We start from the raw sequence: 20,457 nt of genomic DNA, 5'->3' as shown, positions 1-20,457 counted from the left end.
ATAAGGAAAAGGGTAATCCAATGAGCGCATTGAGTGATGACGAACAACTTGATAGTTTAAAATCGTTTGCGAAAAAATATGGTTCAGCCATGATTAGCGGGATTTTAATTGCGTTGATTGCCTTTTTCGGATGGCAATATTGGCAGAAAAAAACCTTGGCAGAGCAGCAAATGAATACTGCGAAAGTGCAACAATTGATGGATGATGCACGTACAGCAGAAGGCAATCCAGATGCCTTTAGTCAATTGTCTGCAACTGCCGATAAAATTGTGAAAGAAGCCCCGGATTCTGCGCAAGCCATTCAAACCCAATTCTTAATGGCTAAACTCGCTTACGATCAGCAAGATTTTGCTGCCGCAGAAAAAGCCTTAAAGAAAGTTGAAAACTCTAAAGTAAAAGACCAAGGCTTAGTGCAATTGGTTAAGTTGCGTTTGGCTTATGCACAGTTGGCGCAAAAGAAATACGATGAAGCTATTCAAACTTTGGCCGCGGTGACTGATCCTGCATTTAAAGCGACTGCAGATGAAGCGCGTGGCGATGTTTATGTCGCGAAAAATGACCGTGAAAATGCCAAAAAAGCCTATCAAAGTGCATGGGATACTTTGGTGGAACGTAAACAAGAACGTCAAATTTTACAAATAAAACTCGAAAGTGTTGGTGTTTTGGTGGATGATCCTGAAATTGAACGCCCAGTATTAGAAACACAAGTGGATGAGAGCTAATGAATAGAAAGTATAAAATACCGTTTGCACTGACCGTTTTAACCCTCGCTTTAGTGGGGTGTTCTACCAATAAAATTAAAGTTGCAGAAGTTAAGCCAAATCCACTGCCAAAACTTGAGCAAGCACAAAGTCTAGTTCCTGTATTTTCACAAAGCGTTGCATCGACTACATCAGCCGATCCACTACGCCTGCAATTAGATGCCGAAAACGGGGTAATTTATACTGTTGATCCTAAAGGTGAGATGGCAGCCTATCAAGGCAAGCAACGTCTTTGGCAAAAACAAGTGTCTAAGCAAGGCTTAACTGCAGGTGTCAATGCTGCTGATGGCATTGTGGTTGCAGGAAACAGTAAAGGACAATTGTTTGCTTTAGATCAGCAAACAGGTGAGCAAAAGTGGGTTGCACAGTTAACAGGTGCAATTCTTGCGCCATCGTTAATTCAGGCGGGTCGTGTGGTGACTGTAAGTAATGACGGCACGGTATATGCACACAATGCCGAAACAGGTCAGTTGGTGTGGACTTACAACTTGCCAAACGTGCAATTTAGTTTGCGTGGTATGGCTGCACCTGTGGCGCTCGATTCACGTACTGTACTGATTGCTTCTGCAAATGCCTATGTCTATGCACTGGATATTGTGACAGGTGTACCACGTATGCAGCGCCGTGTTGCTATAAGTGAAGGACGTTCAGACATTCAACGCTTAAATGACATTGATGGTGACCCTGTGGTTGCAGGTCAATTCTTGGTGACGACAAGCTACCAAGGTCAGGTCACTGTATTGGATTTGGCTTCACAACAAGTGATTTGGAGTGAAGATGCAAGTAGTACCAAACGCCCAGAAGTCGCGGGGAATGGTGTATTTGTCAGCACTGCAGATGGCAAAATTGCAGCTTATGAAATCACATCTGGGCAAGCACTTTGGGAAAATGACATTTTACTGAACCGTCGTTTATCTAATCCTGTATTGTTTGGAAAATATTTGGTGGTCGGTGATTTAGATGGTGTCTTACATCTCATTGATCCAAGCTCAGGGCAACTGGTTGGACGTTCAAAAACCAATGGCGAAGTCCGTTCTTTGCGTGTAATAGACAATCAACTCTATGTCGCAACGCAAAAGGGCGCATTAAGCGTTTGGCAGAACCGCTAATTTTGTTCTGACTTTTATGCTAAAATAGTTGTCCGTATTTTTACGCGGGGTAATTGAATCATCAATGCCCCGTGTTTTTATTTAATAGGGTGGTCGATGTTCTCTTTGTCGTTTGCGTGGTCGCAACGCTGAATCCAACATCCATACTCTGTTCTTTCTTCCACAGTTTCGGATGTACAGACCATTGAAACTGACTGATCTTGAATAAAGGTTAATCTATGAAACCCGTAATTGCGCTCATTGGTCGTCCGAACGTCGGAAAATCAACGCTGTTTAACCAGATTACCAAGAGCCGTGATGCACTTGTTGCCGACTTTGCGGGTCTGACACGTGACCGCAAATATGGTGATGCAAGCTATCAAAATAAATCTTTCATTGTGGTCGATACCGGCGGTATTGGCGAAAGTGAAGGTGGCATCGACTCATATATGGCTGAACAATCTAAAACAGCCATCCACGAAGCCGATATCATCATTTTTGTAGTCGATGCACGTGCAGGCTTGTTAGCATCGGATGAGCAAATTGCCCGTGAATTGCGTACTTTGGGCAAAAAAGTTTTCTTGGTGGCGAACAAAGTAGATGGCGTACATGCCGAAGCCGCTTTGGTTGAATTCTTTAAATTGGGAATGGGGGAGCCATTGCAAGTGGCTGCTAGTCATGGTCGAGGCGTTCAGCAAATGCTGGAAGACGTTTTGGCAGATGTTCCTGAAGATGAAAATCCAGATGCACATGATCAAGATACAGGTTTGCGTTTAGCCATTATTGGACGTCCAAACGTGGGTAAATCGACACTAGTTAACCGTTTATTGGGCGAAGAACGTGTGGTGGCATACGATCAGCCAGGAACGACCCGTGACTCTGTCTATATTCCGTTTGAGCGCAATGAACGTAAATACACCTTGATTGATACTGCAGGTGTGCGTCGTAAAGGTAAGGTCGATGAAATGATCGAGAAGTTCTCGATTGTGAAAACCTTGCAAGCCATGAAAGATGCACACGTGGTGGTGATTGTGGTGGATGCACGTGATGGCATTGTCGAGCAAGATTTGCACTTAATTGGTTACGCGCTTGAAGCAGGGCGTGCCATGGTGATTGCGATTAACAAATGGGACAATATGTCCGAATATGATCGCAAACAATGTAAATTAGATGTTGAGCGTCGTTTTGACTTTATTCCATGGGCAAAAATTCACCTAATTTCTGCCTTGCATGGTACAGGTGTGGGCGATTTATATCCTTCTATTCACCGTGCCTATGAATCATCGCACTTAAAAGTGTCACCTGCGAAACTGACCCAGATTTTGAATGATGCAACAGATGCACACCATCCGCCTAAGGTTCAAGGTCGTGCCATCAAAATGCGTTATGCACACATGGGTGGACAGAACCCGCCAACCATCGTGATTCATGGGAATAAGGTCGATAAAACCCCTGCAGATTACCGCCGCTATTTAGAAAATGTGTTCCGTAAAGTCTATAAGCTAGAAGGCACACCTGTAAAAATTGAATTTAAAACCTCTGAAAACCCATTTGAAGGACGTAAGTCACAAGTAGATGAGCGCACAGCGGCACGTCGTCGTCGTTATGTGCAGAAGTTTAAGAAAGCCGAGAAGAAGTTTAAGCGAGGCTAAGGCTTAAACTTTGACGAGTTTGATAAAAAAATCCCGAATGTGAATTCGGGATTTTTTTGAGTCACTTAATTTAAATATGATGGGTATCGGACTAATGACGCTTCGCCAATAAGCTATTGGATAGACGATTTAACCATTGCGGACTAATACTCGAAAGTTGCATCAGGGTTTTGGCTTTTAAACCAACTGCACGATGCGTATTGGTAAGAATTGAATCTTTAACCGTCGCTTGCTGATATACCACCTGAGCAACATCTTCTGTTGATAAATGCACACCCATGTTTTGAATGGTGGCTGCATCCATATCTTTAACCATTGCAGTATGTACAAATAGCGGCATGACATCTAAGACCCTAATACCGTATTTTTGCCACTCTATATCTAAACCTTCCGTAATGCCACGCACTGCAAATTTTGAAGCAGAATAAGAAATTAAATCGGCTTGTCCATAAATCGCAGATGCTGAAGATAAGTTAATTACCCGTGCAAAACTTGCTTGTTTTAAATAAGGCAAAGCTGAATGACAGCCGTTCAACACACCATTTACATTCACCGCCATAGTTCGATGATGCGCTTCAATAGGGGTGTTCTCAAATGCACCTGAGTAGAGAATTCCTGCATTATTCACCAAAATATTCAGCTCACCTGCCCATTGGCAAAAATCAGATAATGCAGCTTGCCAACTCGCATAGTCCGCCACATCAAGTAAACCTGCATGTGCACGCTCACCCAATTGGTCTGCCAATTGCCGCGCTTGTGCGAGATGAATATCATAAATACCGACACGGTAACCTTGCTGATAAAACAATTGTGCGATCGCCGCACCAATGCCTTGTGCAGCGCCACTAATCAAGATACTGTGCATTTGAACTTCCTCCCTGATGTTATTTTTGTTGTGCATATCGTCTTTGCTGTCTGAGCATAACAAAAAATAGCTACATTCGTTCAATAAATTGAAATAAGGAACAACCCATGCAGCAATTGCTTTCAATCATGCAACAGTTACGTCAACAATGCCCGTGGGATCAAAAACAAACCCCAGAAAGTTTGACTCAATATGCGATTGAAGAAGCGTATGAAGTTGAAGCGGCGGTACGCTCAGGCAAGGTGGATGATGTACGTGATGAGCTAGGTGATTTGTTGTTGCAAGTGGTGTTTCAGGCACAAATGTATAGCGAGCAAGGTGCATTTAATTTTCAGGATGTGGTGCAAGCCATTTGCGATAAATTGATCCGTCGGCATCCGCATGTGTTTCAGGCTGAGCAGTTTGCGAAGCTCAGCGCAGAAGATGTGGCTGCCTTATGGAAAACCATCAAACAACAAGAAAAACAGGGTAAAGCAAAGTCCCGTTTAGATGAAGTGAAACACGCACCCGCCTTGGTGCAAGCACAGCAAATTCAACAGCATGCGGCACAATTGGCCTTTGATTTTCATACTGTGCAAGATGCTTTTGGTAAGTTAGAAGAAGAATTGCAAGAATTACAACAGGCGATTCAGCAGCAACAATCCGACGAAATACGGGATGAATTTGGTGATTGTTTGTTTTCTTTAATCAATGTTGGGCGTAAACTTGGCGTGTCCAGTGAGATGGCATTATTGGGTACGATTCATAAATTTAGAACACGCTTTGCTTTCATTGAAGATCAGGCCAAATTACAACAAAAAACAATAGAAGATATGACTTTAGAAGAAATGGATCAACTTTGGGAGCAGGCAAAACAACAATTAAAATGACAGGTTTTGCGGCAACATGAATATATCGCAGCAGTTAAAAGCATCTTTTCGCTTTTTTTCTTTCGGATGGCAGTGCTGGCTTGCATTGCTGTTATGCATTATCAGCGCATGGAGTGCAGCACAAAATGTGCAGTCCAGGCCTGCTCAGGTGAATGGTCACAGCTATGATCAAAATTATTTAAAATGGAAAGCGCAGCAAACCGCGCAAGATCAGCGTTTAAGCGCGACTCAAGCCACATCATCAACCACCGAACATTATTTAGCGCGTCCTACTCAGCAAAGTGCGCATTCAAATCAGGTGCGTTTAAATAGTGCTTCACTAGAACAATTGCAGCAATTGTCTGGGGTGGGTATGAAAAAAGCACAAGCGATTGTGGAATACCGAAAACAAAATGGAAAATTTCAAAGTATTGAAGAACTTCAGCAAGTCAAAGGGATTGGACCTGCCTTATTTGCCAAGAATAAGCATAAGTTGGCATTGTAGCTGCAAGCAGAATTTTAGCACTGCACATTGCAAAATTAGCGTGTGAATCAAATTGCCCTTTGATTGTGTTAGGGATATGATTAGCAACATCTTATCTGTTTTACGTTCAGACGTAGGAGACAGCGTCTTTTGCAAACTTTGCGCGCGTCAAAATGTGGTTTATCTACCGCTCAATTACCTTCTTCCATTTTAGATGTTCTAGATGCTTTAACCAAAGCAGGCTATGAAGCCTATATCGTCGGTGGTGGAGTTCGTGACTTAATGTTAGGGCTAAATCCGAAGGATTTTGATGCCGTAACGAATGCTACACCCTCACAAGTGAAAGAAGTTTTCGGACGACGTTGCCGAATTATAGGACGACGTTTTGAGCTGGCGCATGTCTATGCAGGGCGTGAACTAATTGAAGTGGCCACTTTCCGTGCGCCACCGAAAAAAGCTGTGACGTCTGCGGCGGGGATGATTCTGCGCGATAATAACTGGGGCACAATCGAGCAAGATTCTGCCCGTCGTGACTTTTCAATCAATGCGTTGTATTACCAGCCACGTAAAGGCATCGTGCTCGATTTTTGCAATGCGGTAGATGATATTAAGCACAGAAACTTGCGCTTATTGGGCGATCCAACCATACGTTTTGAAGAAGACCCAGTGCGTATGCTGCGTACTTTGCGTTTTGCTGCTAAATTAAATTTCAATATTGATCCAAAAATTCTTAAAATTTTTACGCCTGAAATGACGCAGTTATTGCGTGATGTTTCGCCACACCGTTTATATGATGAGTCGCAAAAACTCTTTACGATGGGACATCTAAACAAAGTCCTGCCGATGTTGATTGAGTTTGGTATTTGGCGTCAGTTATTTGCTGATATCAAACCAGACATCAACTCATTTATTGAACGTGCAGCAAAAAATACCGATCAACGGATTGCGATAGGTAAAACCATCAACCCTGCATTTTTCTATGCGGTGCTGTTGTGGCAACCATTTTTAGAGCGTTGTGACTTTTATCTGTCTAAAGGTGTGGTGGCCTCCGAAGCGCGAGCACAAGCTGGTTTAGATGTACTAAAACGTCAGGCGACACGTACCATTATTCCGCGCTTTGCTGAAACTTTTATTCGTGAAGTCTGGGAAATGCAAACCCGTTTATTGCAGCCGAAACCCCAGCAAATTGAAGCATTGTCTGGGCATGCACGTTTCCGTGCAGGATTTGACTTTTTATTACTGCGTGAAAAATCAGGTGATAGCTCGACTTTAGGGATGGGACAGTGGTGGGATGCCTACCAACTCATGAGCACCGATGAAAAAGAACGTGCGATTGCTCAATACAATCGACTACGAGCCAAAAGCCGCCGTAAAACAGCGCAAGAGCCTGTTGATGTGACACCAGCAACACATGCTCGTGATATGCAGATTGAACCCTTGGTGAATGAGCCTGAGCCTCGTAGTCGTCGGGCCCGTAAAGCCAAACAGTATGAAGAAAATCGAGCACAATTGACTGCGACAGCAAGCAGTTCAGGTATTGGTGCAGATCATCCAATTTTAAAACGTAAACGTGTGCAACGTGATTTAAGCCAAGTGATTTTTGGACCAATACAATGAGCAACATCACCTATATTGGTTTAGGCAGTAATTTGGGCGATTCGCGTCAAATTTTGACTGAAGCGGTGCAAAAACTGGCAACATTGGGGCAAGTGCAGACATCTAAACTGTATCAAAGCCCACCCATGGGACCACAAGATCAGCCGAATTATTTGAATGCTGTGGTACGTTTAGATACCGAACTTGAAGTGTTGGCATTGTTAGATGAATTACAGCGTTTTGAACAAGAGTCAGGTCGGGTACGTTTACGTCATTGGGGTGAGCGTACGCTAGATTTAGACTTGTTAATTTATGCTGATGCCAATATTCAAAATGAACGTCTGACTGTACCGCATGTAGGGGTATTAGAACGTGATTTTGTCGTCATCCCGCTGTTAGATTTAGATGCTAACTTAAGCGTCAAAGGACAATTATTAAAACACTCGCCATTGCTTGAACATCCGAGCTTAACTGTTGTGGATGCAGGCAATTGGGCAGGGCTATAAAGTTTTAAATTAAGCATGCGTGATGCTTTTTCCATAGAGGAATATTTTCATGATTAGTTTAAGTGACCTCAGAAAATTTAAAGCGGAAGGTCGAAAATTCTCCTGCTTAACTTGCTATGATGCAAGCATGGCGAAAGCAATGGAAATTGCTGAAATTGATACGATTTTAATTGGTGATTCTTTGGGTATGTCTATTCAGGGACGTGACTCAACCTTGCCTGTCAGCGTGGCGGATATGGCTTATCACACTGCGGCGGTGCGTCGTGGTAATCAACACGCTTTTATTTTGACTGACTTACCATTTATGAGTTATGCCACCTTAAATGATGCATTGCAAAGCTCCAAAGAAGTGATGCAGGCGGGTGCGCAAATGGTCAAAATGGAAGGTGGTGCATGGCTCAGTGAAACCGTTGCAACACTGACTCGTAATGGTATTCCTGTCTGTGTGCACTTAGGTTTAACGCCACAATCGGTGCATGTATTTGGGGGTTATAAATTACAGGCACGTACCCGGGAAGCTGCAGACAAACTAATTGCTGACTGTAAAGCTGTTGTAGAAGCTGGTGCGGCGATTCTATTATTAGAATGTGTGCCAGCTCAGCTAGGTCAAGAAATTTCTGCCTTGTTCCCTGAAATTCCAGTAATTGGAATTGGCGCGGGCGCAGACACTGATGGTCAGGTATTGGTGGTGCAAGACATGCTGGGGCTGACTTTTGGTCGTGTCGCAAAATTCGTGCGTAACTTCATGAAAGAACAAGCGGGTGAAAATGCGATTTTAGATGCGTTTAAAGCCTATCATGCTGCAGTTCAAGATGGTTCTTTCCCAGCACGTGAACAAACTTTCCAAGTCGAGTTGTAATATGAAAACTGAAACCACAATTCAAGGCTTAGCGGCTTCATTACAGCCTGCACGCGCTGCACGAAAAACCATTGGTTTTGTTCCGACCATGGGCAATTTGCACGAAGGGCATTTAACCTTAGTGCGCGAAGCGAAAAAAATATGTGATGTGGTGGTGGTCAGTATTTTTGTCAATCCAATTCAATTTGGGCCTAATGAAGATTTTGATAGTTATCCACGAACTTTAGACCAAGACAGTCAATTGTTGGCAGAGGTTGGTTGCGACATTATTTTTGCACCTTCAGTTGAGCAAATGTATGGCAACAAACCACGTTTGACCAATATTTCAGTGAGCGAGATTACGGCAGACTTATGTGGTTTGCAGCGTCCTGGACACTTTGATGGTGTTGCGGTGGTCGTGACCAAATTATTCAATATGGTACAGCCAAACTATGCTTTCTTTGGTGAAAAAGACTATCAACAATTGGCAGTCATTCGCCAGTTTGTACGCGACTTGAATATTCCGCTAGAGGTGATTGGTGTGCCAATTGTACGTGCGGCAGATGGTTTGGCACTTAGTTCACGCAATGGTTATTTGAGTGCAGAACAGCGTCAAATTGCACCGACAATCTATCAAAGTTTAAAAGCTGCTGCACAAGCATTACAACAAGGTGAAACTTTGTCGCAAGTGTTAGCGAATATTAAAGCAACATTGACAGCGGCAGGCTTTGTTGTGGACTATGTAGAGGCACGTACAACAGAACTGCAGAAAATTGAAGCATTTAGTGAAGATCTAGTGTTGTTCGTTGCGGCAAAATTGGGCAATACACGTTTAATTGATAATTTGCAGGTCAAACATTCTGCATAGCTGGCAATAGAAGGGTTGCATGCCATGAAACGTATTTTGATCGTAACAGGTCAATCGGGTTCAGGAAAATCTTCGGCATTACAAGTGTTGGAAGATTTGGGTTATTACTGTATTGACAATTTACCTTTGGCATTGCTTCCTGAAATTGTGGATAAACTGGATCAGGAAAATAACTTAGAACAGTTGGCATTGGGGGTAGATGTACGCAGTACCCGTGCCGACTTGCAAGAGTTTGATTTGGTATTTGAACAACTGCAAAAGCATGGTTCAGTCGATATTATTTTTCTGACCACGCAAGATCAGGAATTGATTGCACGTTTTAGCGCATCACGCCGTCCGCATCCACTCTCTAATCGTTTTAAAAGCTTAAATGAATGTATTCAAGAAGAAAAAAACTTGTTGATGCCCATTCAGTTTCGCTCTACGGTACATATTGATACCACTGACAAAAGTGTGCATGATCTAAAACACGTATTATTGTCTAAGCTTGGACAAACCGACAATCTTATTGTAATTTTACAATCCTTTGGCTATAAGCACGGAATTCCCTTAGATGCCGATTATGTGTTTGATGTGCGCCATTTGCCCAATCCACATTGGGATCTGGAGCTTAGGCAATATTCAGGCTTAGATGCCCCTGTGCAGGAATTTTTGCAACAAAGTTCACAAACGCATGAAATGTTTCACGACATTCAGCAGTTTTTAGAAAAATGGTTGCCAGCCTTTGCCGAAGGGCATCGACACTACATTACCATTTCAATTGGCTGTACGGGTGGGCAACACCGTTCAGTTTATATCGTTGATAGACTAAAAAAAGCACTTGAGGCAAAATGGTCTATTCAAGTCTTACACCGAGAAATGAAGCACTGGTCATGATTGACACAACTGTTGACGTAATTAATAAACTAGGTTTACATGCACGGGCATCTGGGAAACTGATTGAAGTGACCACTAAATTCCGTTCGTCAATCCAAATTGGTAAAGGCGACAAATTGGTTGATGCCAAAAATATTATGTCCTTGCTCATGTTAGGTGCAGGCAAGGGAACTACTTTACGCTTGGTGATTGATGGTACAGATGAAGAAAAAGCTTTATCTGATATTCAAGCACTGTTTGCAGCAAAATTTTACGAGGCAGATTAATCGTGGCACGTCGACCGCAACGTTTTACCGAAGATGACTTTGAATCTTTAGAAGGGCGTGCAAGTAAAACCGAACAGAAAAAAGCCGTACAACGTATGGCCGCGCTGGGCGAACAATTGGCGCAGTTAAGTACCAAACAAATTCAAAAACTTCCAGTAGAAGAGCGTTTAATTGATGCTTTACTGGAATTGCAAAGTATTACTTCACATGAAGCACGTCGTCGTCAGTGTCAGCGTATTGGTAAATTGTTGCGTAATGAAGATGAAAGCGTAATTTTGTCTTATTTGACGCCGCAGCAAGGTGCGAAAAAAACCGCACAGTTACAGCGTTGGGTAGAGCGAATTATTAAAGACGGCGACCCTGTGATTAATGATTTTAGTAAAACCTATAAAGCAGCTGAGCGTCATACGCTGCGTCAGCATGTATTGCGTATCCATCGTGATATGAAGCAGGAAATTTCTGCAGAAGAACTTGAAGCATCTAAACTTAAGTTGTTTAACTATGTGCAGCAAGTTGCTTTATTGTCAGAAAGCTAGATTAGCATTACTTATCTAAGAAGATAGATAGTGTGAGCTGATGATTGCACAAAAAACGACTCATGACGAGTCGTTTTTCATTAGGTCTTTTATGTGTATGGATTTTTCAAACTTTAGCTAAACTCACCAACTGAACGCTCTTTGGCCCATTCGCGGAGTACAAATTTTTGTAGTTTACCTGTCGACGTTTTGGGAATTTCAGTAATCACCACCTCCTTTGGCACTTTAAAACGCGCCAAATGTTGACTGCAATAAGCAATAATTTCTTCAGGGCTGACCTGTTTACCTTCTTTTAGTTCAATAAAGGCACACGGGACTTCTTGCCAACGTGGATCTGGTTTTGCCACCACTGCGGCGGTCAAAACTGCAGGATGTTGATACAACACTTCTTCGACTTCGAGTGAAGAAATATTTTCACCACCTGAAATAATTACATCTTTAGAACGGTCAGTAATTTTGGCGTAGCCATCAGGTTGGCAGACAGCTAAATCGCCCGTATGGAACCAGCCACCTGCAAAAGCTTCTGCGGTAGCTTCTGGGTTTTTCAAATAGCCTTTCATCACGATATTACCACGGAACATAATTTCGCCCATGGTTTTGCCATCTTTCGGCACAGGTTGCATGGTTTCAGGGTCTAAAACTTTCATGCCATCTTGCAGCGGATAAGGCACGCCTTGTCGCGAATGTAACTGTGCCTGTTCCTGAATGGATAGGTCGCTCCATCCTGCTTGAGAAGCACACAAAGCAGATGGGCCATAGGTTTCAGTTAAGCCATAAACGTGAGTCACATTAATGCCAATATTGCGCATGCCCTCAATAATTGCTGCTGGCGGCGCAGCACCCGCAACCATCACTTCGACACGGTGATCAAACTGGGTCTTTTTCTGTTCTGGGGTGTTAATAAGCATCGACAAAACAATTGGCGCACCGCAGAAATAATCGACTTTGTGCTCTGCGATTAATTTAAAAATCAGTTCAGGGTCGACTTTACGTAAGCAGATATTGGTGCCACCGTTGGCTGCCATCGTCCATGCAAAACACCAGCCATTACAGTGGAATAGGGGCAGTGTCCATAAGTAGGTCGCACGGGGTGTCATCCCGCAGGCAATAATATTGCTGGCTGCATTAATGTAAGCACCACGATGATGATAGACCACGCCCTTCGGGTTGCCTGTCGTGCCAGACGTATAGTTCAGGCTAATTGCATCCCATTCATCTTGAGGTAAATGCCATTCAAAATTCGGGTCACCAGCAGCCAGCCAAGTTTCATATTCAATCTGTCCGATGCTAAGGGCGTTGGCGGCATGTTCATATTCTGTATCGCTGACATCAATCACATAAACTTCATGATTAACCATCTCTAACGCTTCTTGTGCTAAAGCTGCAAATTCAGGGTCCACCAAAAGCACTTTGGATTCTGCGTGATTAAGCATAAATGCCAGTGTTTTAGCATCCAGACGAGTATTTAAGGTATTCAGCACTGCACCTGCCATTGGTACGGCAAAGTGTGCTTCTAGCATGGCGGGAACATTAGGGAGCAGCACTGAAACAGTATCATTTTTGCTGATGCCTAAATTTTGAAGTTGATGCGCAAATTGGCAGCAGCGCAAATAAGTTTCGCGCCAGGTAATTTGACGGGAACCGTGAATAATTGCGTTTTGGTGAGGGTAAATATAAGCTGCCCGTTCTAAGTAACGTAACGGGGACAAGGCGACAAAGTTCGCAGGGGTACGCGGTAGTTCATCGTATGCGCTGACCATTGTTTTCTCCATATGTGTCGTTATTTTATCCTGCCTAAAACGATAGGGACTTTATGGCCGTTATGCAGTTATGCTTTAGTCGAAAATCTGTTGTTTTTATTTTGAATCACTTGTAAGTACGTTTAAAAATTAGTTTAGGTATAACTAGCAGTTTTTTATCTAATAAAAATAATCACTTATTCTATTATTTGTCTTTTATAGCGTAATAGGCGAAGTTCGTCCAATACTAAAATACATGGCTAAATTCACGTAATTCTCTAAAGTCAAGTTGTTGGCTAATTTTAGTCATGTTCAAAGACGAGATATTATGTTTGTTGGTTATTTATAGTCATAAATTTAAGTCCCTGCTTGTTTTAAGTAGGGACTAAATTAAGGCTTATAGAATGAATTCATAAGGTCTATTCAATGGACGCTTACTTTTATTCAACTCCTTGAACAGCTTAATCTACAGCAAAAATGGGTTAATCCATTTTCATTCAGATTTCAACGACTCCAAGTTTGCGTGCAGCGCGATATTCAATAAACAACTCAAGCAATCGCCAAAGTAAGCGCATGGAATAGGGGAGCGTGACATGCACAGAGATTATTTTTAGAAACTACTCAAAGTTTGCAGCATCAGGATACAGGAACACCACAACTGATTGTGGATATAGCACGTTTTCAGCATAACTTGGATTATGTTGCAGCGCATTTGCCTGCGCGGGTGTAGCTACGACTGGTGATGAAATCGCTAGCGTGTTGGGAAATATTGCAAAATGCAAGCCAAAATCTGAATACGCAACGTTTTATGGTGGCTATTAGATGGGGAGATTATTTTATTTTGAGGATAGTCATCCACACGCCTTATATGGACGCAGCAGCAATCAAGAGTTGGTTCAAGTACCCAAACAGTATCGCATTCAAATAGAGGATTAGGTGTTTTTACGCCAACAGTAGAGTGAGACGGTGTTACCACACTTTGCCGAGGTGTATACCTATCTGCATCAACAATACACGCCTTGGGCAACACTTAGGGAATAAAAACAGCTGAAATACCGATTCTTTGGCTTTTTTAGGACACAATGGTTTAAACCTGTACGCAAGCCGTGTAAAATTTAAGGCGCTTTTTTATTTATACACCGTTTTTATCTTTTGAGGGTCTCCCTTAATCATAATCTCGCGGTGATATGCTCCATGGTACGGGGCATCACTCCTTAAGGATTTTTATCTATGCCTATTATCACTTTGCCAAATGGCGATCAAAAACAGTTTGATCAAGCCGTATCTGTGATGGAAGTTGCTCAAAGCATCGGTCCAGGTCTTGCCAAAAATACAGTTGCTGGACGCGTCAATGACCGTTTGGTAGATGCTTGTGATTTAATCACCGAAGATGCAACCTTACAAATTATCACGCCAAAAGATGAAGAAGGCGTAGAAATTATCCGTCACTCATGTGCGCACTTGGTAGGGCATGCTGTAAAGCAGCTTTTCCCAGAAGCAAAAATGGTGATTGGTCCTGTTATTGAAGAAGGTTTCTACTACGACATCTGGATGCCACGTCCATTTACCTTAGATGACTTGGCTGCTATCGAAGAGCGCATGAAAAAGCTCATCGACCAAGACTATGATGTCGTGAAAAAAATGACCCCGCGTGATGAAGTGATTGCAGAATTTACCGCACGTGGCGAAGAATATAAATTACGTTTGATTGCAGATATGCCAAACGAAACCCAAATGGGCTTGTACTATCACCAAGACTATTTGGATATGTGTCGTGGTCCACACGTACCGAACACTAAATTCTTAAAATCATTTAAATTGACCAAAATCTCGGGTGCTTACTGGCGCGGAGATGCGAAAAACGAACAGTTACAACGTATTTATGGTACGGCTTGGGCAGACAAAAAGCAGCTTGCAGCCTACATCAAACGTATTGAAGAAGCTGAAAAGCGCGACCACCGTAAAATTGGTAAAGCATTAGACTTGTTCCACATGCAGGAAGAAGCACCAGGTATGGTGTTCTGGCATCCAAATGGCTGGACGATTTATCAAGTACTTGAGCAATACATGCGTAAAGTACAACAAGACAACGGTTACCTAGAAATTCGTACCCCGCAAGTGGTCGATTTCACGCTATGGGAAAAATCAGGACATGCTGCCAACTACGCAGACAATATGTTCACGACCCATTCTGAAAACCGTAACTATGCAGTAAAACCAATGAACTGCCCATGTCACGTACAAGTCTTTAACCAAGGGCTAAAGTCGTATCGTGATTTGCCAATTCGTCTGGCAGAATTTGGTTCATGTCACCGTAACGAGCCATCGGGTTCACTGCACGGCATTATGCGCGTACGTGGCTTTACCCAAGATGACGCCCATATTTTCTGTACCAAAGAACAAATTGGGCCAGAAGTTGCAGACTTCATCAGACTGACTTTAGATGTGTATAAAGATTTCGGTTTTGAAGAGGTGCAAATGAAGCTGTCTACACGTCCTGAAAAACGTGTGGGAGATGATGCACTTTGGGATATGGCAGAAAAATCTTTGGCAGATGCTTTGGATGCTGCAGGTCTGGAATGGGAGTTGCAACCAGGCGAAGGCGCGTTCTACGGTCCGAAAATTGAATTCTCACTGAAAGACTGCTTAGGTCGTGTGTGGCAATGTGGTACAATCCAGTGTGACTTTAACTTGCCTGAGCGTTTAGAGGCATCTTATGTCACTGAAGACAATGATCGTGATCAGCCTGTAATGTTGCACCGTGCAATTCTTGGCAGCTTTGAACGATTTATTGGTATACTTATTGAGCACTATGCAGGCTTTATGCCACCATGGTTAGCGCCAGTGCAAGCTTGTGTGATGAATATTACTGACTCACAAGCAGCTGCAAGTGAACAGGTCGTCGCAAAACTTAAAGAAAACGGTATTCGTGCTATTTCTGACTTGAGAAATGAGAAAATCGGCTTTAAGATTCGTGAGCGTACATTAGAGCGTATTCCATACTTATTGGTACTTGGGGACCGTGAAGTGGAAGAGGGAACGGTAAACGTTCGTACTCGCTCAGGAACAAATTTGGGTACTATGTCAATTGATGCTTTCATTGACCTAGTGAAAACAGCCGTCGCAGAACGCGGCCGGTATATTGTGGAGTAACAGCGATTAAACAGCCTGACCGTAATCAACAGGGCGGAAAATCTAACCGTCCTGCTTTGAATGATGAAATTCGTGCAAAAGAAGTCCGTCTTGTAGACGAAAATGGTGAGCAAAAAGGTATTGTAAGCTTGGCTGATGCATTGCGCGCAGCAGAAAGCGTCGACCTTGATTTGGTGGAAATTGTGGCAAATGCCGAACCACCAGTATGTAAAATCATGGACTTTAACAAGCATTTGTTTGATCTAAAGCAAAAGCAGAAAGAAGCGAAGAAAAAACAGCATCAAGTACAGGTGAAAGAAATCAAGCTGCGCCCTGCGACTGATGTTGGCGATTACAACGTAAAATTACGTGCAATTATCAAATTCCTTGAAGAAGGAAACAAGGTAAAAATCACTTTACGCTTCCGTGGTCGTGAAATGGCTCACCAACAGTTAGGTTTGGCTCAATTGCAAAAAGTTGAAGCTGACGTAGTTGAATATGGTGTAGTTGAACAAGCACCAAAAATGGAAGGTCGTCAAATGGGTATGTTGCTTGGTCCTAAAAAGAAAAAGTAAGCACTCATTGAGTCTAAAAAGCCCTGCAATCGCAGGGCTTTTTGATGCTGGTTTTATGAGTCTCGATGGAATTTTAACTTCCAGTGGTCTTGAAGCATTTGAACAATGGCATGACGATGCTGTTTGGAAAAACTGAGTAAATATATCAGGCTGAATTTATGTCTCAGCCAATTGATGAGTTGTTGATGAATAAAAACAAACTCTATGGTTCCCATTTTTCTGTCAAATGCATCCAGATCACTCGTTGAATCGAAAGTTTTTACTTGCCTTTACATCCAAGTAAGTGGTGCATCAAACTGATGATTAATCCGGCAATCATAAATTTCATGTTTTTGAATGCTGAAAGTAATAGGAATGTTCCAAACACTATAATAAATTTTCTGTGGTGTAATGATTAAACGTAAATTCCATAAGACCACTGCGATAGCAATACAGCCTAGATTGTATAAGTGCATGGTCAGTTCCAGCTCAATGAATAGCGTCCAGATTTCTACATAAGTCCTATTATTGCTCCGCCCGATATAGAAAATAACTGAAGTTACCAAGAGCGGTAAGAGAACAAAAAATACGGCTGCAAGTTTAAAGATAGCAACCGGATACTGTTTTATTGAAGGTTGTGCTTTCATCTATGTTTTTATTATGCATTTTTTGAATCTACTATACTGTTATGTATAAAAAAGAAAGACTCCAGTTGGAGTCTTTCTTTGAATAAGCACATTATTCCGTATTCACGGTTTTTTCGGTCACCTTTTCCGGATTTTCTAGCAGTAACTTTTTGCCGATCGGGATTTGTCGCGGCAACTTCTCTTCTGGAATGATACGTTGCAGATCAATCACCAACAGACCATTTTCATAATCGGCTTGTTGTACTTCAATGTGCTCGTCTAAACGCAATGACAGTTTAAAGGAGCGACGGGCAATACCTTTATGCAGATATTCAGTACCTTCGGTTTGCACAACCTCAGGCTTGCCGGAAATGGTCAGTAAACGGTTTTCAAGTGAAATATCCAGCTCGTTTTGGTCGAAACCAGCAGTTGCCACTACAATGCGGTAATGGTTTTCGCCATGTTTTTCAATATTGTAGGGCGGATAGTTGGGTGCATCGCTTTGCATGGCATAATCAATGAAATCATTCAATCGATCAAAACCAATACTGCGACGGAAAAGTGGATGAAGATTGATGTTACTCATTATTAGAACCTCCTGAGGTCAGCAAAGTCTTAAAACAAGAATTTATCTGTCATGATCATCATCGACAGGGCAAAAGATGAAATATCATCCTGATGCAAAAATAAATATGTGTTTGAGTGAAAAAAATTCAAGGAAGAGCGCGAAAATTTTTTATTTTAAGTTTCAAGTAATTGAATAGATAATAAAAATTTATTTTTCGGTGCAATACTTGTTGTTTTTGGTCAGATCTATTATGTTGTTGAAACACCAAAATAAAGGTGCACGGAGCATAGGCACAAATGATTGATTTATATTATTGGGGTACGCCCAACGGTCATAAAATTACAATTGCATTAGAAGAAATGGGCTTGGAATATCAAATTTTCCCCATCAATATTTCAGAAGATGATCAATTTCAGCCAGATTTTTTAAAAATTTCGCCCAATAATAAAATTCCTGCAATTGTCGATCAGAACGGTCCACGTGGTGAGCCAATCTCTGTGTTTGAGTCGGGTGCAATTTTGCAATATCTTGGGCGAAAATCAGGCATGTTCTACCCTAACGATGAGCAAGAACGTGTGGAAGTAGAGCAGTGGCTCATGTGGCAAATGGGTGGTTTTGGTCCAATGTTAGGACAGAATCATCATTTTAGCCGTTATGCACCAGAGAAAATTCCTTATGCGATTGAACGCTATATCAATGAATCCAAGCGTTTGTATGGTGTGTTAAATAAGCAGTTGATGGGGCAAAAATACGTGGCAGGTGAGTATTCAATTGCTGATATGGCTATTTTGCCGTGGGCGTTACGTCATGACTGGCAAAATATTTCGTTGGAAGATTATCCTTATGTACAAGACTATATTACACGTCTGACTGCGCGCCCTGCGGTGCAGAAAGCACTCGCGATTCAAGTTTAAATCTACTTTTATGCTAAGATGCCAGCCACCTGATACCTCACTTTTTCAGGTGGTTTTTTTATTGGATGGGTTATGCAAGAATTTTTTTTAAACTTTACCAAGATTGTTGAAAAAAATGCCAAAGTGTATTGGAGCATTATTTTAGGCATTGTGTCTTGCTTGATCTTATTTGTGGTTGAAGCATTTCATGTGCAGAATATGATTGCGGCTTTAAATAGCACAGATCAGCAGGTTTTACGTGCTGCGATTGAGCCTATTACCCAGCGTTATACATGGGCACGTGCGGCACTTATTTTACTCAGTATTGTTTGGGCGAACTGGGAATATCGTAAAACTAAACGGGCTTTAGGGCTTTAAAATAGTCTATGCTTTGGACGCTATTTGGTTTATTTTTATCTGCATTTGGTGCGGCCACTTTATTGCCTTTGCAGTCCGAAGCCGTGTTGTTGGGGTTGTTATATGAAGGCAGTTATGCACCCATTTGGCTGATTAGCATTGCCAGTCTAGGCAATATTTTAGGTTCTTGTGTGAACTGGTATTTGGGACTCAAGATCGAACATTATAAAGATAAGAAGTGGTTTCCTGTTTCGGCTACACAATTAGAAAAAGCGCAGCACACCTACGCCAAATATGGGTTTTGGTCTTTATTACTCAGTTGGGTGCCGATTATTGGTGATCCAATTGCGTTGATTGCAGGTTTAATGAAAGAACATTTTGCCCGTTTTGTGTTGATGGTGAGTCTTGCCAAAATCGGGCGTTATCTGTTTATTTATTTTGTTTATACGTGGGTTTAAGCAAACAACCCCCTATATCTATCTACACTTATGACTGTTCTTGAACATCACACGTGTCTAAATCAAAATAAATTTCATCTTTTAATTTAGACTTTTTATACAGCCAAAATTGACGCGGTACATCTACTTGGGCAGTTTTCACTGCAGCTAAAACTTGTTGATCAAGCGGATATTGTCCCGAACCTTGTGTCAATTTCACACGTTTCACTTCGCCATGCTTATTCACTTTGAATTGAAACTTTAACTTGCGTGAGTGGTTTTTTAAATCTTCGGCACTTAAGTTTAATTGTGGTTGACTACGATACTTAAATTGAACTTTTTGCTGTTGTTGCTGTGCTAACCATTGTTTAGATTGAAAATCAAACTGGCAATTTTCGTGTTGGTTATCCTGAAATCTTAAATTAAAGCTTTGAAAACCGATGGTCGGAACGGCAGTATCGTCGACATAGGTCGGTTGAATTTCAGCAGTGCGAACCGCTTGTAATAAGGCATCATCTAATTTTTTCAGCCCTGTACTTTCTTGAATAGTGGCTTGACTAATTTTGCCCGTTTCATCTGCATAAATGCGCACAATTGCAGCACGGTTTTGTTGATTTAAATCTTCATTTTTATATTTGGGCTGTGGAAACTTGCGCCATGCTAAGCGTGTGGTGAGATGAGCAGGCAAGGCAGCACTTTTTTGTACTTCGAGTGTGGTTTTTGGTGTTGGTTTCTGCTGCGGTGGTTTTGCATAAAGATGCGACGCACTGAGTCCAAGCAATAGAGTTATATATAAAGATGTTTTCATCATGTTACGGTCTTTTTATCTCACATAGGCCGAGGCGAAGTATTGATTGAATTGAGGATAATCGCAAGGGTAATCCGTAACTTATTGCAAGTTTCTAGGATGTTGATCTGCACAATTTTTGACAGAGCTTTAGCTTTGTTTTGAATTGATGTGGGTGTT

General features: G+C 42.0%; 22 protein-coding genes. 17 read left to right on the top strand and 5 right to left on the bottom strand.

Annotation, left to right across the window (positions count from 1 at the left end; genetic code table 11):
* The first annotated feature begins 20 nt into the window (after positions 1 to 20).
* The 3 genes from K1T76_RS10610 (at position 21) to der (ending at position 3,501) form a co-directional block, all read left to right on the top strand.
* Positions 21 to 722, top strand: a complete 702-nt coding sequence (locus tag K1T76_RS10610) for a YfgM family protein (RefSeq protein WP_019836299.1) — start codon at positions 21 to 23, stop codon at positions 720 to 722.
* The gene (bamB, locus tag K1T76_RS10605; RefSeq protein ID WP_230245331.1) at positions 722 to 1,870 is read left to right on the top strand and encodes an outer membrane protein assembly factor BamB; all 1,149 of its coding nucleotides are present in this window, start codon (positions 722 to 724) and stop codon (positions 1,868 to 1,870) included. Before K1T76_RS10610 ends, bamB begins: the two co-directional genes overlap by 1 nt.
* A gap of 218 nt (positions 1,871 to 2,088) precedes the next feature.
* Positions 2,089 to 3,501 (top strand): ribosome biogenesis GTPase Der, encoded by a 1,413-nt coding sequence (gene der / locus K1T76_RS10600; RefSeq protein WP_019836301.1) that lies wholly within the window; start codon positions 2,089 to 2,091, stop codon positions 3,499 to 3,501.
* Positions 3,502 to 3,592: 91 nt separating this feature from the next.
* On the opposite strand, the gene K1T76_RS10595 is transcribed toward der, so the two are convergent.
* Positions 3,593 to 4,366 carry an SDR family oxidoreductase gene (locus K1T76_RS10595; RefSeq protein ID WP_019836302.1) on the bottom strand — a complete coding sequence of 258 codons (774 nt, stop codon included), beginning with the start codon at positions 4,364 to 4,366 and terminating at the stop codon, positions 3,593 to 3,595.
* Positions 4,367 to 4,473: 107 nt separating this feature from the next.
* On the opposite strand from K1T76_RS10595, the gene mazG reads away from it, so the two are divergent.
* The 9 genes from mazG to yjgA all read left to right on the top strand — a co-directional run bounded on the left by mazG (position 4,474) and on the right by yjgA (position 11,184).
* Positions 4,474 to 5,235: a nucleoside triphosphate pyrophosphohydrolase gene (mazG, locus tag K1T76_RS10590; RefSeq protein WP_019836303.1), complete on the top strand. Its 762-nt coding sequence runs from the start codon at positions 4,474 to 4,476 to the stop codon at positions 5,233 to 5,235.
* Positions 5,236 to 5,251: 16 nt separating this feature from the next.
* Positions 5,252 to 5,719 carry a ComEA family DNA-binding protein gene (locus K1T76_RS10585; protein WP_019836304.1) on the top strand — a complete coding sequence of 156 codons (468 nt, stop codon included), beginning with the start codon at positions 5,252 to 5,254 and terminating at the stop codon, positions 5,717 to 5,719.
* A 129-nt stretch (positions 5,720 to 5,848) separates the two neighbouring features.
* Positions 5,849 to 7,315 (top strand): polynucleotide adenylyltransferase PcnB, encoded by a 1,467-nt coding sequence (gene pcnB, locus K1T76_RS10580; protein WP_230245330.1) that lies wholly within the window; start codon positions 5,849 to 5,851, stop codon positions 7,313 to 7,315.
* Positions 7,312 to 7,800 carry a 2-amino-4-hydroxy-6-hydroxymethyldihydropteridine diphosphokinase gene (folK, locus tag K1T76_RS10575; protein ID WP_230245329.1) on the top strand — a complete coding sequence of 163 codons (489 nt, stop codon included), beginning with the start codon at positions 7,312 to 7,314 and terminating at the stop codon, positions 7,798 to 7,800. The genes pcnB and folK overlap by 4 nt, the downstream gene beginning before the upstream one ends.
* Before the next feature lie 49 nt (positions 7,801 to 7,849).
* Positions 7,850 to 8,659 (top strand): 3-methyl-2-oxobutanoate hydroxymethyltransferase, encoded by an 810-nt coding sequence (gene panB / locus K1T76_RS10570; RefSeq protein ID WP_019836307.1) that lies wholly within the window; start codon positions 7,850 to 7,852, stop codon positions 8,657 to 8,659.
* Between the two features lies 1 nt (position 8,660).
* Positions 8,661 to 9,506, top strand: coding sequence for a pantoate--beta-alanine ligase (panC, locus tag K1T76_RS10565; RefSeq protein ID WP_019836308.1), 846 nt, complete (start codon positions 8,661 to 8,663; stop codon positions 9,504 to 9,506).
* A gap of 24 nt (positions 9,507 to 9,530) precedes the next feature.
* On the top strand, positions 9,531 to 10,382 hold the full coding sequence (gene rapZ, locus K1T76_RS10560; RefSeq protein ID WP_019836309.1) for an RNase adapter RapZ: 852 nt from the start codon (positions 9,531 to 9,533) through the stop codon (positions 10,380 to 10,382).
* Entirely contained in the window at positions 10,379 to 10,648 is a 270-nt protein-coding gene (locus K1T76_RS10555) for an HPr family phosphocarrier protein (protein WP_019836310.1), read from the top strand. Before rapZ ends, K1T76_RS10555 begins: the two co-directional genes overlap by 4 nt.
* 2 nt (positions 10,649 to 10,650) lie before the next feature.
* Positions 10,651 to 11,184 (top strand): ribosome biogenesis factor YjgA, encoded by a 534-nt coding sequence (gene yjgA, locus K1T76_RS10550; protein WP_019836311.1) that lies wholly within the window; start codon positions 10,651 to 10,653, stop codon positions 11,182 to 11,184.
* 113 nt (positions 11,185 to 11,297) lie between these two features.
* Here the strand turns inward: yjgA and K1T76_RS10545 are convergent, their stop codons facing one another.
* Entirely contained in the window at positions 11,298 to 12,944 is a 1,647-nt protein-coding gene (locus tag K1T76_RS10545) for an acyl-CoA synthetase (RefSeq protein WP_070154836.1), read from the bottom strand.
* A gap of 1,209 nt (positions 12,945 to 14,153) precedes the next feature.
* On the opposite strand from K1T76_RS10545, the gene thrS reads away from it, so the two are divergent.
* Both thrS and infC read left to right on the top strand, forming a co-directional pair.
* Complete coding sequence (gene thrS, locus K1T76_RS10540) at positions 14,154 to 16,076, top strand: threonine--tRNA ligase (RefSeq protein ID WP_019836315.1); 1,923 nt, start codon at positions 14,154 to 14,156, stop codon at positions 16,074 to 16,076.
* Positions 16,077 to 16,081: 5 nt separating this feature from the next.
* Entirely contained in the window at positions 16,082 to 16,630 is a 549-nt protein-coding gene (infC, locus tag K1T76_RS10535; protein WP_074964463.1) for a translation initiation factor IF-3, read from the top strand.
* A 269-nt stretch (positions 16,631 to 16,899) separates the two neighbouring features.
* Here infC and K1T76_RS10530 read toward each other — a convergent pair whose 3' ends face one another.
* A complete protein-coding gene (locus tag K1T76_RS10530; RefSeq protein ID WP_019836318.1) occupies positions 16,900 to 17,256 on the bottom strand; it encodes a hypothetical protein in 357 nt (118 codons plus the stop codon).
* 91 nt (positions 17,257 to 17,347) lie between these two features.
* On the bottom strand, positions 17,348 to 17,821 hold the full coding sequence (locus K1T76_RS10525) for an Hsp20 family protein (protein WP_019836319.1): 474 nt from the start codon (positions 17,819 to 17,821) through the stop codon (positions 17,348 to 17,350).
* A gap of 278 nt (positions 17,822 to 18,099) precedes the next feature.
* On the opposite strand from K1T76_RS10525, the gene K1T76_RS10520 reads away from it, so the two are divergent.
* The 3 genes from K1T76_RS10520 (at position 18,100) to K1T76_RS10510 (ending at position 19,511) form a co-directional block, all read left to right on the top strand.
* A complete protein-coding gene (locus K1T76_RS10520; protein WP_230245328.1) occupies positions 18,100 to 18,717 on the top strand; it encodes a glutathione S-transferase N-terminal domain-containing protein in 618 nt (205 codons plus the stop codon).
* A 72-nt stretch (positions 18,718 to 18,789) separates the two neighbouring features.
* A complete protein-coding gene (locus K1T76_RS10515) occupies positions 18,790 to 19,074 on the top strand; it encodes a hypothetical protein (RefSeq protein ID WP_019836321.1) in 285 nt (94 codons plus the stop codon).
* A gap of 8 nt (positions 19,075 to 19,082) precedes the next feature.
* Positions 19,083 to 19,511, top strand: a complete 429-nt coding sequence (locus tag K1T76_RS10510; RefSeq protein ID WP_019836322.1) for a YqaA family protein — start codon at positions 19,083 to 19,085, stop codon at positions 19,509 to 19,511.
* A gap of 28 nt (positions 19,512 to 19,539) precedes the next feature.
* On the opposite strand, the gene K1T76_RS10505 is transcribed toward K1T76_RS10510, so the two are convergent.
* Complete coding sequence (locus K1T76_RS10505; protein ID WP_230245651.1) at positions 19,540 to 20,298, bottom strand: energy transducer TonB; 759 nt, start codon at positions 20,296 to 20,298, stop codon at positions 19,540 to 19,542.
* Positions 20,299 to 20,457 lie beyond the last annotated feature (159 nt).

The organism is Acinetobacter sp. PW68 (assembly GCF_020982655.1).
Classification (GTDB): Bacteria; Pseudomonadota; Gammaproteobacteria; order Pseudomonadales; family Moraxellaceae; genus Acinetobacter; species Acinetobacter towneri_A.
This window is presented reverse-complemented; position numbering and strand designations above follow the sequence as displayed.